Consider the following 14,056-nt stretch of genomic DNA (forward strand, 5'->3'; position numbering starts at 1 on the left):
GGCGGCCAAACACCTGCCAGCCGCGGCACCAACCTCTCCAGACAGCACATCTAGGGCGTGACCTCGGCATTGGTCCCTTCGACCCGAGCCGTCGGAGCAGGCCATGGTGAACCCACCCGCGTACTGGGGTACAACCGCTGCAGGTTTGCAGCCCGTTGGAGTGTCGACGATCACAAATAACGCGATCGCCCACAGTTGGGGATGTGTTCTCCGGGAATGCCCAGAGCGCAGAAGCTCGTCCAGAGCCCGTTCGGAGGAGAGCTGGCGCTCGGGGATGTAACCGAGCAGGTCGACGAACAGCCCTCCGCCGGGGAACCAGTCCGGTTGTGCAGGCCACGTACGGGGACCTGGACGACCAGCTCGGTCTTGCCCACGCCGGCCAGACCCGCCACCTCCATCCGGATGGCTGCGGCGCCACCCATACCGCCTGCTGCCGCTCCTCACGGGGGACAGTCCGTGAAGCAGTTCCTCCACGTGCACATCGCGTCCGGTAAACGTGGGGGAGGGAGAGGGCAGACCGGAAAGCCCTGACGTGACCTCTGGGAGCAGCACCACGGTGATATCCCGGCCCTGGATCATCTCTTGAGAACACGCCACCGCTGACCGCGTCGGACACAGCCCCGTACCCCCCCGGCCATTCGACTCAGCCTTGCGTCGACCCCGCCCCACCCTCCAGGGAGGGTGGAGGAGGAGCCGACGTGGTGATGGACAGACCGGAAAAGTCACGGCCCTGCAGCACCGGCCCATACAGGGTGCCGCCGCTGACCGTGTTGTGGACGTCACCGTCACCCGTAGGCACCAGCCGCGCCTGCTCATGCCACTGCCGCAGGTCAACGGAGAACTCTTCATCCACCGCGGCCCGCACCGCCAAAGCGGTGCTCAGCGCCTGCGCACGCGCCGCATCCCCAGGCGCCTCCTGAAGCCTGACCAGCTCCGCCTCCCCGGAACTGACGCTCGGAGCCTGAGCGGATTCGCCCTGGCCACGCCCGAACGGGCGACGCACCAAGGTGGTCAGCCCCGACCAGACCTGCCGTCCGAGCTCACCGCCGGCACCCCCCGCCAGCGCTGCGAGCAGCGCCACAGAGATCGGATCCATGCCGTACCTCCCTCCGTACCTCTACCTTCACCAACAGTGGACACGCTACGAGTCACCACGGTTGCGCTGGACGCCAATCCGGCAATTCCCGACCCGCCCGCGACCAACAGGCGGGCGCCCCTGACCGCCTATGATCGCTAGCGACCGTTCACAGGCGAGACTGCTCATGCCAGACCAACTCAGCCTGCTCACAGAGCTCGGATTTCGGCGTTGTCGCAGGACGCACTGCTCACGGAATCGCGAACCCTACAGGTCACCTGCCGGAATATCCGTGCACGTGCATGGAGTTGGAAGCAGACATGACCATCGATGACGCACGTACCGACCGCTCGTTCCTCTTCGCCCTCGGCAGCTCCCGTCCCGACGGCAATACCGAGATCCTCGCCCGCGCCGCAGCCGCGCAGTTGCCCGCCGGCATACCTCAGCGCTGGGTGGACCTGGCCCAACTGCCGTTGCCCGACTTCCAGGACGGACGGCACGAGCACGACGCCTGGCCGGCCGGTGAGACCGAGGAGGGGCTGCGGCGGGCCACCCTTGAGGCCACCGACATCGTCATCGCCTCGCCCCTGTACTGGTACACCCTCTCGGCGCAGAGCAAGCGCTACCTCGACTACTGGTCGGGCTGGCTGAAGGTGCCCGGCCTGGACTTCAAGGAGCGGATGGCGGGCCGGACCCTGTGGGGCGTGACGGTCATGGCGCACGAGGAGGAGGAAGTCGCCGACGGGCTGGTGACCGCGCTCAACAACTCGGCGGCGTACATGGGGATGCGCTTCGGCGGGGTGCTGTTCGGCAATGGTTCGCGACCCGGTCAGGTGCGTGACGACGAGCGGGCGATGGTCCGCGCCAAGAGCTTCTTCCAGCGCGAGGCCCCGCTCGCGCGCTATCCGTACGAGGTGCGGTAGCCCCGGCGCGAGGGGCCGGGTGGCCGGCCCCTCGCCGAAACGTCCGCTCAGCGAACACGGGTTTTCGGGCAACGGACGATTTCCGGCCAATCTATTGACGCGCCCCTGACAGAAAGCCGTCGTCGGCGCCACTCTTACCCCGTTCTCCGCACCACGTGTTCGACATGTGTTCTTCCGTTCGGCCCGCACATGTTCCGCGCTCGTTCAGGCTGCTCCGACCGGCCGGCCCACCCAGCCGTCCGGTACCCCCCTCGCAAAAGGAGTCTGCGTGAGATCCACGCCCAGCCGTCGCGCCACCGCGACAGGCGCTCTGATCGCCGCCGCCGCCATGCTCGCCGTGGGCGTGCAGACCGGTGCCGCCACCGCCGCCGACACCCCCGCGGCCCCGTCGGCCCCCAAGGCCCAGGCGGCCGGCACGGCCGACCCCGGCGCCCTGCCCGCCGACCTCTCCCCCGCGCAGCGCACCGCGCTGATACGCGCGGCCGACGCCACCAAGACCGAGACGGCCAGGGAACTGGGCCTCGGCGACCAGGAGAAGCTCGCCGTCCGCGATGTCGTCCAGGACCGCGACGGCACCACCCACACCCGCTACGAGCGCACCTACGCCGGGCTGCCCGTCCTCGGCGGCGACCTCGTCGTCACCGAGAGCAGGGCCGGGCGGACCGAGGGCGTCAGCAAGGCGTCCCGGGCGGAGCTCAAGGGCGTCGACACCACCGCGGACATCACCCCGGCCGCCGCCGAGAAGCAGGCCCTGAGCGCGGCCCGCGCCGAGGGCTCCAAGGCGACCGACTCCGAGCGCGCGCCGCGCAAGGTGGTCTGGCTCGCGCAGGGCAAGCCGGTCCTGGCGTACGAGACCGTCGTCGGCGGCCTCCAGCACGACGGCACCCCGAACGAGCTGCACGTCGTCACCGACGCCACCACGGGCGCCAAGCTCTTCGAGTGGCAGGCCGTCCACAACGGCACCGGCAACACCCAGTACAGCGGCCAGGTCACGCTCGGCACCGCGCAGTCGGGAAGCTCGTACACACTGACCGACACCGGCCGCGGCAACCACAGGACGAACAACCTCAACCGCGGCACCTCCGGCACCGGGACGCTGTTCTCCGGGCCCGACGACATCTGGGGCGACGGCACCCCGCAGAACCTGGAGACGGCCGGCGCCGACGCCCACTTCGGCGCCGGGGTCACCTGGGACTACTACAAGAACGTCCACGGCCGCTCGGGTATCCGGGGCGACGGTGTCGGCGCGTACAGCCGCGTCCACTACGGCAACGCGTACGTCAACGCCTTCTGGCAGGACAGCTGCTTCTGCATGACGTACGGCGACGGGGCGAACAACGCCAGGCCGCTGACGTCCATCGACGTCGCCGCCCACGAGATGACCCACGGCGTCACCTCCAACACCGCCAAGCTCGTCTACAGCGGCGAGTCGGGCGGCCTGAACGAGGCGACCTCCGACATCTTCGCCGCCGCCGTCGAGTTCTACGCCAACAACGCCCAGGACAAGGGCGACTACTACGTCGGCGAGAAGATCGACATCCGGGGCAACGGCACCCCGCTGCGCTACATGGACAAGCCCAGCAAGGACGGCTCGTCCAAGGACTACTGGTACTCCGGTATCGGCGGCATAGACGTGCACTACTCGTCAGGACCGGCCAACCACTGGTTCTACCTGCTCTCCGAAGGCAGCGGCACCAAGACCATCAACGGCGTCACCTACGACTCGCCGACCTTCGACGGCCTGCCCGTCACCGGCATCGGCCGCGACAAGGCCGCGCTGATCTGGTACAAGGCCCTCACCACCAAGTTCACCTCCACCACCAACTACGCCGGCGCCCGCACCGGCACAGTCGCGGTCGCCACCGAGCTGTACGGTGCCGGCAGCGCCGAGGTGAAGGCCGTCGAGCACGCCTGGGCCGGGATCAACGTCGGCTCCCGCCCGGGCGGCGGCGACCCCGGCACCGGCAAGGTGTTCGAGAACACCGCCGACGTCGCCATCCCGGACAACGGCGCCGCGGTGACGTCCACGGTGAACGTCACCGGCATCACCGGCAACGCCCCCTCCGCGCTCAAGGTCGACGTCGACATCGTCCACACCTGGCGCGGTGACCTGGTCGTGGACCTGGTGGCCCCCGACGGCACGGCGTACCGGCTGAAGAACTCCAGCAGCAACGACTCGGCCGACAACGTCAAGGCCACCTACACGGTCAACGCCTCCAGCGAGGTCGCCAACGGCGCCTGGAAGCTGCGCGTCCAGGACGTCGCCGCCCAGGACACCGGCTACATCAACAGCGTCAAGCTGACCTTCCCGTAAGCCGGGAGGGATGGGAACGACCGCCCGGTGGCACTCCCTGTGCCGCCGGGCGGTCGTGCGTACGGCGGTGGTGGAGCAGGGGCGTACGGTCCGGATCGTGGGCGCTGTGCACCACCCGCCCCACCAACAGCGTGTGGTCCCACACGTCATAACAACGGTCGACGGCGCAGACGACACTGGCCGCCGCGCCCATCAGCACCGGCTGGCCGTCCTGCACCGCCCACGGCACGCCCACGAAACGACGGCACGGCGGCTCCTCGGCGAACCGCCGCGTCAGGTCGCGCTGCTCCCAGCTCAGCACGTTGACCGCGAAGGCACCGACCCGCCGGATCTCGCGCGCGGTGCGGCCGGTCGCGGACAGGGAGACCAGCAGGCCGGGCGGGTGCAGCGAGAGGGACAGGACGGCGCTGGCCGTGCAGCCGACCGGGCCGCCGTGGCGGGCGGAGGCGGTGACGACGGTGACGCAGGTGGGCATGTGCGCCATCGTGGCGCGGAAGGCGTCGGCCTCGGGCGTCATTCCGGGCTCCTGTACGGGGTGAGCGCGGCGCGCAGTTCGTCCGGCACCGGAACCGGCCGCATCCCCTGCTCGGTGCGGCGCATGCACGCCACGGTCTGGCCGCCGCGCGCGACGAGCTGCGGCACGGCGGAGTTGGTGCGGTAGTAGTCGAAGCCCATGCCGACCTGGTGGTCGCCGGACGCGGTCAGCGACATCCGGATGCCGACCCGGTCCATGGCGTACAGCTCGCTGAAGTACGCGCAGTGGCAGTCCACCGTCACCAGCGCCAGCCCGCCCCGCAGCGCCCGCATCACCCCGGGCGCCCGTTCGGCGAGGAACCGCTCGCGGCAATGACCCTGCCAGCGGAGGTAGTTGGTGAAGTAGACGTTCCCGACGAGGTTGGTCTCCTCCAGCGTGACCAGATGTTCGTACGTGTACGTGGGTGTCGTCACCGTCGTCATCGGCTGCCCTCCTGGGTCCTCAGCACCGCCACCGCCACCGGCCCCTCCACCTGGACCACCCGTACGACTCCGGAGGCGATCAGGGCGTCACCGGAGCGCATCAGGACCCACCCGCCGTCGAAGACGCCGCCCAGGGAGAGCGGCGCGCCCGGCGGGCGGCCCGCCTTGGCCAGGCACTCCACCGCCGTCCACACCCGGGTGGCCGCCACCTCGAACGGCTCGCCGCTCTGGCGCCGCAGCAACGCGGTGAGGGCCAGGTGGTCCGTACCGAGCACCCGGCGCCAGACGTCCTCGCCGCGCGCCGTCACGGCCTCCCAGTCGCAGGCGACCTCACCGTGAGCACCGCTCTCGGTCTGGAGCACCAGTCCGTTCAGGTGGCTGCGGGACAGGCCGGGGCGAGGGGGGCGGGCGGCCGGGGACCGTTCACCGGGCCGTACCGTCACCCGCAGCCCGTCACCCAGGCCGAGCGCCGCCGCCGCCCGCTCCAGGAGGACGGCCAGCAGCGGCACCGGCCAGGGGCACTCCCCGCGCGGCAACGGGCCCACGTCCTTCAGCCGCAGGCCGCGCCACCGGACGACGGGACGGCCCGAGGCGTCCTGGCCCTCCACGTCCCACACGTACTCCCCGTCCGCGGCGGAGATCTCGGCGCCCCGCACCCGCTCCACCGGCCCGTCCCCCGGCCGGACCGTCAGCGATTCGGCGGCCACCGGCAGCAGCCGGCGGTGCGGCACGCAGGCCTGCAGCGCGTGCAGCGTGGCGTCGTTGGCGGACGGATCACCCAGCAACGGGGCGGCGAGCGGCGCCGGGAACCACGGGGCGGGCCCCCCGGCGCCCAGGGTGGCCAGGCAGCCGCGCGCGGAGGGTGCGGTCAGGCTCCGCACCCGCCGGAAGCGGCCGGTGTGGAAGTACAGCGGCCCGTACAGCTCGTCGGCGTACAGCAGCGCGTCGCCGTCCACCGGGGGTTGCGGCCGGTGCCCGTTCGGGGAGGGCGCCGCGAGCGGGAAGACCGCGCGGAAGTGGTCCACACAGAAGTCGTCCTCGTCGCTGCGCAGCACGGCCTCGACGCGGTCCCCCCGGTGCAGCGCGCACACCCGCACCGTGCGGGACCCCTCCTCCGGTACGGTCACCGGGCTCGCCCAGGTGATGTCGCGGGCCCCGTACAGCGGCCCGCCGGCCACGGCGGAGGCCGCCTGGGCCATGGCCTCCAGCCCGAGGACGCCGGGGAGCCAGACGACGCCGTCCAGCCGGTGGCCGGCCAGGTACGGGTCGGTGCCGAGGGCGAGCCGCGTCTCGGTGACCAGCTCCACACCCGGGTAGTGGACGCGGGCCTCCTCCAGGAACCGCTGCGGCGGGCCGGGCACGGCGGGCACCGGCACGTCCCGCCCGAGCCTGCCGTGCACGGCGACCGTGGCAGGCGTCGAGCCACCGGCTGCCAGGAGGCGCAGGAACAGGTCCACGCCGGTGTCGGGCGCGATCGCCGTGACGTCCTCGCGCGCCAGCGCGTCCAGCACGCCAAGGCGTACGCCCATGCCCGCGCCGGACCACACCGACCAGTCGACGTTCAGGACCCGGCAGTGCGGCGGCAGTTCGGCCGCCATTCTTTCCGTCTCGGTACGCAGCAGGCCGTTGGCGAGGGCGTAGTGGCCCTCGCCGGGCAGGCCGTGACGGCCGATCACCGAGCCGAACGCGGCGAGCAGCCGCAGCCGTTCGGCGGGCAGCGCCGCGAGGAGGTGGCGCAGCCCGGCGACCTTCACGGCGACGTGGGCCTCGACGCGCGCCTCGTCCAGGTCGGCGAAGCGGGCCGGTTCGTTGATACCGGCGGCGTGCAGGACGCCGGTGACCGGGTGGCCGAGCCGGTCGGTCAGGCGGCCCACGGCATCGGCGACCGCCGTGGCGTCGGTGAGGTCGGCCGCCTCGTACGCGACGCTCGCCCCCGCCGCGGCCGGCACCGCCAGGTTCGTACGCAGCGTCTCGTCGTCCTCCGGCCGGGCCCGGCCGATCAGGGCGAGCCGCACACCGGTGCGCCGTGCGAGCGCCATGGCGCAGGTGTGGCCGATGCCCTTGCCGCCGCCGCTGACGAGGAGGACGTCCTCGGGGCCGAGGGGCAGCGGACGCCCCGCCCCCCGCTCGGGAAGCCGCAGGACGTGTTCCACCGGGACGTGCGGTGTCCCGTGCTCGTCGAGGACCAGCTCCTGGTAGCGGCCGGGTTCGGCGCCCGCCCAGCGGGTGGCGTGGCGGAGGCCCGCCTCGGTCGGCGGGACGCGGATCAGGGTGACGCCCAGGCCGGGGTGTTCCTTGTGGAGGCTGCCGAGGAACCCCGCGAGGGCGGTGTCGTGCGCCACGACGACCAGGCGCCCGGTGCGGAGCGCGGAACGGGCGGTGGCCAGGAGGCGGGCGATCGGGGGCGGGCCCGGGGCTTTCGGTACGTACAGCAGTTCCGTGTCCTCGCCGGTGGTGGCGCCGTACAACTCCTGCGCCCGTACGGCGAGTTCGCCGTCGCCCAGCACGGTGGTGCGCCATCCGGCGCTCGGCCGCGGCAGGCCGCCGTGGCCGGCCGGGCGTAGCCGTTCGGTGAAGCAGCGGACCCAGGTGTCGACGCCGGTGGCGACCGTGTCGGGCGCGGCGTCGTCGGCGGAGGGCAGCGCGTCGAGGGCTTCGACGAGGTCGCGCACCCGGGCGTCGGCCAGGGAGAGCGGGGCGGCCGGCGGGCGGCGGCCCATGCGGTGCGCGGCGGTGGCGGCGAGCTGGGTGACCGTGAGGGACGTGAGGTGCAGGTCGGTCAGCAGCCGGGTGTCCATGTCGATCAGCCCGGGGTCCAGTTCGGTGGCCCGCGCGAGCAGGCCGCGCACGGCGGTGGCGGTGTCCGGGGCGGTGGGGGTGGCCGGTGCTGCGGGCGGGTCTTCGGGATGGCGGCCGCGCGGCTCCTTGAACGGCGGCGGCGCCGAGCACGGGCTGGCGAGGAAGGTCCTCTCCCGCCACAGGTCGATCGGCCGGGCCGCCCGGCCGGCCGCCAGCGCGTCGAGCCCCTCGCACGCCCCGGCGGCGAACAGGGCGGCCGCCGCGTGGGCGGTGGTCGCGGCGTCCGGGTCACCGGAGCCCACGGTGACCACGGGGACGCCGCAGCCCTGGTCGGCGAGGAGGGCGGCGAGGCCCTGGCCCGGCCCGCAGGCGCACAGCAGGTCGGTGTCCGGCAGGGCGCCGCTGACCGCGTCCCAGAATCGCACGGGCGCGGTGACCTGGTCGGCGAGCAGAGCGGCCAGGTCGTCGTCCGGGGTGAGCGCCCTGCCGTGGACGGTGGACACCAGGCGGCGCGCGGGCGGGCGGAAGTCCACGGCGGCCAGCACCCGGCGCAGTGGCGGGACGCACGCCTGGACCGCCGGGGAGTGGAAGCCGTGCGACACGGGAAGCACCGTGCGGGCCACGCCCGCCCGCTCGGCTCGCTCCGCCACCTCCCGCAGGTCCGCCACCGGCCCTGCGACCACGACCGAGCGCGGGCCGTTGTACGCGGCGACGACGAGTCCGGTGCCCGCGCACAGCGCGAGCGCTGCCGACGGCTCCGTACGCAGGCTGAGCATGCCGGTCCCGGACGCGCCGAGGGCGGCCATGAGCCTGCCCCGCGCGCGGACGAGCCGGAAGCCGTCCCGTACGGAGAGGGCGCCCGACCACACCAGGGCGGTGATCTCGCCCAGGCTGTGCCCGACGGCGGCCGTCGCCGTGACGCCGAGGGCGTCCAGCAGGCGCAGACCGCCCAGCGAGGCGCGGTGGATGGCCGGCTGGGCCGTCCCGGTGCTCGTGGTGCCGGTCAGGCCGGGCGCGCCTTGGCCGGGGAACAGCAGGGTGACCCGGCCGCGTACGCCCTGCCCGACCCACCCGCCCGGCAGGCGCGTCAGGCCGCCGGGCGCCGGACCCGCCGCCAGGCAGGCGGCCACGGATGCGGCCCGGGCGGCCAGTTCGTCAGGGGTGGCGGCGACGAGCACGGCGCGGACCGGCCCGGCGGGCCGTTCGCGGGCCGACTGGGCGGCCAGGTCGTGGATCTCGGCGAAGGACAGCCGGGGCGCGACCTCGGCGACCCTCGCGAAGAACGCCCGCAGTTCACCGGGCTCCGCCCCGGCGGCGCCGACGACGGCATGCTCGGGCGCGGAACGCCGTACGGACAGCCCGACGCCTGGCAGGGGCCCAGCGGCCCCGGTCACGGGGACGGAGGCTCGGGTCACGGGGACGGAGGCTCCGGCCACGGCCGGGTCGGCAGCCCCGGGCGCGGGCACGGCCGCTCCGGGCACGGACAGGCCGGCGCGACGCTCCGGCACGCCGGTACGAGGCACGGACCGGGCGGACCCGGTCCCGGACACGGGGCCACGAGACTCAGGCACGGCCATGCTGGGCTCGGGCACGGCGGATTCGGCCACGGACCCGGCGGCTTCGGCCACGGGCAGACCGGCCCCGGCCACGCGCTGACGGCCCGCCGCGGGCCCTTGCCGTACGGTGCCGTGCGCCGGCTCTTCGGGGGCGGACAGCACCAGGTGGGCGTTGATGCCGCCGAAGCCCATGGAGCTCACGCCGGCCAGGCGGGGCCCCTCCGGCCAGGGTTCGGGCCTGCGGAGGATACGCAGCGGGGAGCCCGGCGCCCGCAGGACGGGGTGCGGGGTCTCGCAGCCGGTCGTCGGCGGCAGCACCCCGGTGTGCAGGCTCATCGCCGCCTTGATGACGCCCGCCGCGCCGGCCGCCGCCTTGGTGTGCCCGATGTTGGCCTTGACCGTCCCGAGCGCGGCACGCGCGCGTGCGTCCTCCCGCAGCGCGGTCAGGGCGGTCAGCTCGACCTCGTCGCCGACCTGCGTCCCGGTGCCGTGCCCCTCGTGGAGCAGCACGCCGGCCGGGTCGGCGCCGGCCAGGTCGTACGCGCGGCGCAGCGCGAGCAGTTGCCCGTCACGGGCGGGGCGGGTGATGCCGCCGTTGCCGTCGGAGGAGATGCCCCAGCCGCGGATCTCGGCGTACACGGGCAGTCCGGCGACCCGCGCGTCGGCCGCCCGCATCAGCGCGAGCATGCCGCAGCCCTCCCCGGGCCAGAACCCGGCCGACCGCTCGTCGTACACGCGCATCCGGTCGGCGGCGAGCGCGCCGGTCTTGGCGAACCCGACCAGTTCGAACGGGTCCAGGCTCAGGTCGACGCCGCCCGCCAGGCCGAAGTCCACGCTGTGGTCCCGCAGCGCCCGGCACAGTTCGACGACCGCGAGCAGGGAGGACGCGCAGGCGCCGTCCACCGTGTAGCCGCCGCCGTGGAAGTCGAAGTGGTTGCATATGCGGCCGGCGATCGTATTGGACAGGGCCCCGGCGAGCGACTCCTCGGTCGTCGGCGGGAACGGCGCCAGGTAGCCGGCCGCTGCCCGGCGCACCACGTCGTCGCGTACGTCCCCGGTGATCTGGGCGGCCTCCAGGGCGGCGGCGAGGACCCGGCGTACGTAGGGCCAGCGCAGCCGCAGCGTCCCGGCGCGGGTGGCGTCGCCGGTGAGGCTGTTGCCGAGGATGACGGCGACCCGGTCGCGGGCCAGGCCCGTCCCGCCGGGGAACCCGGCATCCTCCAGGGCGCGGGCGGCGGTCTCCAGGGCGAGCCAGTGGGCGGGGTCGCCGGCCCGGTACACCGGGCCGGGGATGCGGAACGCCGACCGGTCGAACGTCCAGCCCTCCAGGACGGCCGCGTAGAGGCTGTACGTCCGGTCGGGGGCCGTGGGGTCGCGGTCGTAGTAGTCGTCGGCGTCCAGCCGTTCCGTGGGCAGGCGGCGGAAGGCGCGGCGCTGGTCCAGAACCGTCTCCCACAGCAGGTCCGGCCGGTCGGCGTCCGGGTAGCGGCAGGCCATGCCGACGATGGCGAGCGCGGGAGCGTCGTACGCGTCGCTCATCGTGACTCCGGCAGCAGCGAGGCGGGCCCGGCCGCGGCCGGCACCCGGGCCGGGGACCGCACCGGCATCCGCGCGAGGCGCTCGGCGGCCACCAGCACCAGCCCCCGCAGTACGCACGCGATCACCAGTGCGAAGAAGAGGCCGAAGACGATGTGGAACTGGACGAGCACGCCGTAGACGGCGGCGGTCGTCGCCCCGAAGACGGCCTGGTGGCGTGGGCGTGACGGGGTGGTGCCCGGGTCGGTGATCATGTAGTTGGTGAACAGGACGAACGCGACGCCCGTCATCGGCAGCAGGGCGCTCGCCAGCGAGATGTCGGTCAGGGCCCAGCGGATGACGCCCTGGGCCACGAATCCGCCCGCCCAGCCGGCGATCAGCGGCATCTTGTGCGTCAGCTTGGCGTTCAGCATGGTCCCGGCCGCGAGCACCGCCAGCGGGATCACCCAGTCCACCGCGCCGGAGGTCAACTCGGTGAACTGGTACGGCGGCGCGATGCCCACCCACGGGAACAGCAGCAGGACGAGGACGATGCCGGTGTTGCTGGGGTTGAGGACGTGCCGCGGGCGCCCTGCGACCCGCACCCTGACGACGTACTTGCTCGCCACGCCCGCGACGGTGGCCAGGACGGTCGGCATCAGCCGGTCGTTGGCGTACAGGAGCATCGCGCAGGCCAGGGCGGTGATGTAGGCGGGCAGCAGCAGGTCCACGACGGCGCCGGGGGAGCCGGCGGCGTACCAGGGGCGTACGCGGCGGGCGTGGGCGTCGATGGCGCCGAGCACGCCCTCGGCGGCCAGGCCGGACGCCACGGCGACGACCGGGGTGAGGTAGGCCTGTTCGAAGCCCAGCACGGTGTGGCCGATGACGGTCAGTACGGTGATGGAGAGTCCGAACCGGCGCAGTGCGGCGCTGCGCGGGTCGTCGGGGCCGCCGAGCACGCGGCCCATCGTGCGGCCGAGTCCGTTCATCGTGCTGCCTCCTCGTCAAGGACCAGCTCGTGCCATCCCGGGCGGAGCGTCGTGGTGCGGGTGTGGACGCGGCCGTGGCCGTCGCGCCAGGTGAGGCGTACGGGGAGCGCGCGCGAGGTGACCGCCTTGCCGAGTCCGAAGGTGATGTCCGGGGCGTTGACTCCGTTGTGGCCGTTGGCCGGGTACACCTGCTCGGTACGGACGGTGCCGTTCGGCAGGGTGAGGGTGGCGGTGGCGCCGATGGCGGGCCGTGTGGCGCCGTCGGCGGTCCGCAGCCGCAGCCGGAGCCCCAGGGCGGGGTGTGCCGGGCCGGTGTTGCGGAACATCACCGAGGGGGCCCACTGGTTGGCCACCACGAAGTCGAGCCGGCCGTCCGCGTCGATGTCGCCGACCGCGAAGGCGCGGCTGACGGTGTCCGTGCCGACGCCCACCTCACCCGCCACATCGGTGAAGCGGCCGCCGGATCCGGAGCCGCCGCCGGAGCCGGCCCGTACGAAGAAGGTGTTGCGGTCGTGGCCGGACAGTTCGGTGCCGGCCGGGAAGTGGGGCCACAGCCGGGGGTTGTCCAGGATCAGGTCATTGGACATGGCCGTTTCCTGCAACTGGGCCCAGCTATTGGTCCGTCCGGCGACGAAACCCGTGGCGTGCATGATTTCCGGGCCGCCGTCGTTGTCGAAGTCGGCCGCCTTCACGTCCCACGTCCAGCCGGTACGGGCGAGGCCCAGCGGTTCGCTGTCGTCGTCGTACGGGGCCGTGCCCCGGTGGAGGGCCCGCCCGGCGGCGGCCGGGCTGCCGGCGGCGGTGAAGGCGAAGTTGCTCTCGTGCAGGGCGAAGTTCTCGGCGATGTTGCCGACCAGGATGTCGGGTACGCGGTCGGCGCCCAGGTGGGTGAAGGCCACGCCCATGCCCTTGAAGGAGTCCCGGCCCAGCACCTTGGACTTGGGGGTGGTGGCGTGCCGGACGCCCACCGCCTCGCGGAACCGGATGTGGCCGGGTGACGACTGGTTGACCAGCAGCTGGTCGGGGCCGAAGTCGTTGGCGACGTACAGCTCGGGGCGGTGGTCGCCGTCGAGGTCGTACGTCCCGAGGGCGAGCGTCCAGCCGCGTGCGGCGCGGGGGTCGAAGGCGTCCGGGACCTCCGTGAAGCGGGCGTCGGGGGCGGGGCCGCGGGTGGCGCCGGTGAAGCGCAGCAGCCGGTTGGTGCCGCCGTTGCGGGCGTTGGAGAGGGAGGCGTTCATCACGAGCCGGTCCGGCTGGTGGGCCGTGGGGTCCAGGACGCGGGCGCCGTCCGGGAAGTAGTTGCCGAAGACGAGGTCGACGTGCCCGTCGCCGTCGTAGTCGCCGACCGTCGCGGCGTTGGTGTTCCACACGGCACGGGGGTGGACGAGTTCGCGGGCGACGTAGGCTCCGGCGGTCGGCGGCCGGCCCGCGTGGCGCATGAACAGGACGGGCGAGCGGCCCCAGTAGTAGACGATGACGTCCTGCCACCCGTCCTCGTTGAGGTCGGCGGGCAGGCACCCCATGGGCGCGGCATACGCCGGCATGGTGGGCGCCGGCGGGCGGAGGACGAAGGGCGCGTACCGGCGGCCGGTGCCGGGAGCGGGGCGGACGGTCACCGTGTCCGTGCGCGGGTCGACCAGGCAGATGTCACGGGACACGCTGCCCCCGTCGGCGGCGAGGAGCGCCACCCCGGCGCCCACGGACGAGATCCAGGCCGGGATGTCCTTGTACGCGGGGGCGACGGGGCGCAGGCTCCGGTCCCCGGCCCGGTGGGCGGGTGACACCGAGTGGGGGGAGAAGGCGAACCGCTGGGCGAGGCGGTCGCGTTGGGCGTCGGAGGCGGCGGGCGGCTGGGTGAGGTGCCACAGCAGCAGGCAGGCGAGGAGCGCGGTGATCCGGGCGAGGTTCCGGCGTACCAGTGCGGTCAT

The 14,056-nt window shown here is 73.6% G+C and carries 8 protein-coding genes; 2 read left to right on the forward strand and 6 right to left on the reverse strand.

The genetic code is table 11. The annotated features are described in order from the left end of the window. Positions 1 to 643: 643 nt before the first annotated feature. A complete protein-coding gene (locus tag BKD26_RS31780; protein WP_084905447.1) occupies positions 644 to 1,096 on the reverse strand; it encodes a hypothetical protein in 453 nt (150 codons plus the stop codon). A 299-nt stretch (positions 1,097 to 1,395) separates the two neighbouring features. On the opposite strand from BKD26_RS31780, the gene BKD26_RS31785 reads away from it, so the two are divergent. Together BKD26_RS31785 and BKD26_RS31790 are read left to right on the forward strand one after the other, a co-directional pair. Next, positions 1,396 to 1,998 (forward strand): NAD(P)H-dependent oxidoreductase, encoded by a 603-nt coding sequence (locus BKD26_RS31785; RefSeq protein ID WP_084905449.1) that lies wholly within the window; start codon positions 1,396 to 1,398, stop codon positions 1,996 to 1,998. A 268-nt stretch (positions 1,999 to 2,266) separates the two neighbouring features. Further along, positions 2,267 to 4,312: a M4 family metallopeptidase gene (locus BKD26_RS31790; protein ID WP_084905451.1), complete on the forward strand. Its 2,046-nt coding sequence runs from the start codon at positions 2,267 to 2,269 to the stop codon at positions 4,310 to 4,312. Here the strand turns inward: BKD26_RS31790 and BKD26_RS31795 are convergent. Genes BKD26_RS31795 through BKD26_RS31815 form a run of 5 tightly spaced genes read right to left on the reverse strand, consistent with a single transcriptional unit; the run spans position 4,293 to position 14,056 of the window. After that, entirely contained in the window at positions 4,293 to 4,829 is a 537-nt protein-coding gene (locus BKD26_RS31795; RefSeq protein ID WP_084905454.1) for a flavin reductase family protein, read from the reverse strand. The two genes, BKD26_RS31790 and BKD26_RS31795, sit on opposite strands and share 20 nt — an antisense overlap. After that, positions 4,826 to 5,269, reverse strand: a complete 444-nt coding sequence (locus BKD26_RS31800; RefSeq protein ID WP_084905456.1) for an acyl-CoA thioesterase — start codon at positions 5,267 to 5,269, stop codon at positions 4,826 to 4,828. The genes BKD26_RS31795 and BKD26_RS31800 overlap by 4 nt, the downstream gene beginning before the upstream one ends. Next, positions 5,266 to 11,163 carry a type I polyketide synthase gene (locus BKD26_RS31805; RefSeq protein ID WP_084905458.1) on the reverse strand — a complete coding sequence of 1,966 codons (5,898 nt, stop codon included), beginning with the start codon at positions 11,161 to 11,163 and terminating at the stop codon, positions 5,266 to 5,268. Before BKD26_RS31805 ends, BKD26_RS31800 begins: the two co-directional genes overlap by 4 nt. Beyond that, a complete protein-coding gene (locus BKD26_RS31810) occupies positions 11,160 to 12,128 on the reverse strand; it encodes an enediyne biosynthesis protein UnbU (RefSeq protein WP_206603743.1) in 969 nt (322 codons plus the stop codon). Before BKD26_RS31810 ends, BKD26_RS31805 begins: the two co-directional genes overlap by 4 nt. After that, positions 12,125 to 14,056, reverse strand: a complete 1,932-nt coding sequence (locus BKD26_RS31815) for a CRTAC1 family protein (RefSeq protein ID WP_084905461.1) — start codon at positions 14,054 to 14,056, stop codon at positions 12,125 to 12,127. Before BKD26_RS31815 ends, BKD26_RS31810 begins: the two co-directional genes overlap by 4 nt.

This window comes from Streptomyces sp. CB03238 (assembly GCF_002099185.1).
Taxonomy (GTDB): domain Bacteria; phylum Actinomycetota; class Actinomycetes; order Streptomycetales; family Streptomycetaceae; genus Streptomyces.

Coding starts and splice junctions, on each gene's coding strand:
- BKD26_RS31795 (WP_084905454.1), bottom strand. CDS start 4,829: ATGACGCCCGAGGCCGACGCCTTCCGCGCCACGATGGCGCACATGCCC.
- BKD26_RS31800 (WP_084905456.1), bottom strand. CDS start 5,269: ATGACGACGGTGACGACACCCACGTACACGTACGAACATCTGGTCACG.
- BKD26_RS31780 (WP_084905447.1), bottom strand. CDS start 1,096: ATGGATCCGATCTCTGTGGCGCTGCTCGCAGCGCTGGCGGGGGGTGCC.
- BKD26_RS31815 (WP_084905461.1), bottom strand. CDS start 14,056: ATGACCGCACTGGTACGCCGGAACCTCGCCCGGATCACCGCGCTCCTC.
- BKD26_RS31810 (WP_206603743.1), bottom strand. CDS start 12,128: ATGAACGGACTCGGCCGCACGATGGGCCGCGTGCTCGGCGGCCCCGAC.
- BKD26_RS31805 (WP_084905458.1), bottom strand. CDS start 11,163: ATGAGCGACGCGTACGACGCTCCCGCGCTCGCCATCGTCGGCATGGCC.
- BKD26_RS31785 (WP_084905449.1), top strand. CDS start 1,396: ATGACCATCGATGACGCACGTACCGACCGCTCGTTCCTCTTCGCCCTC.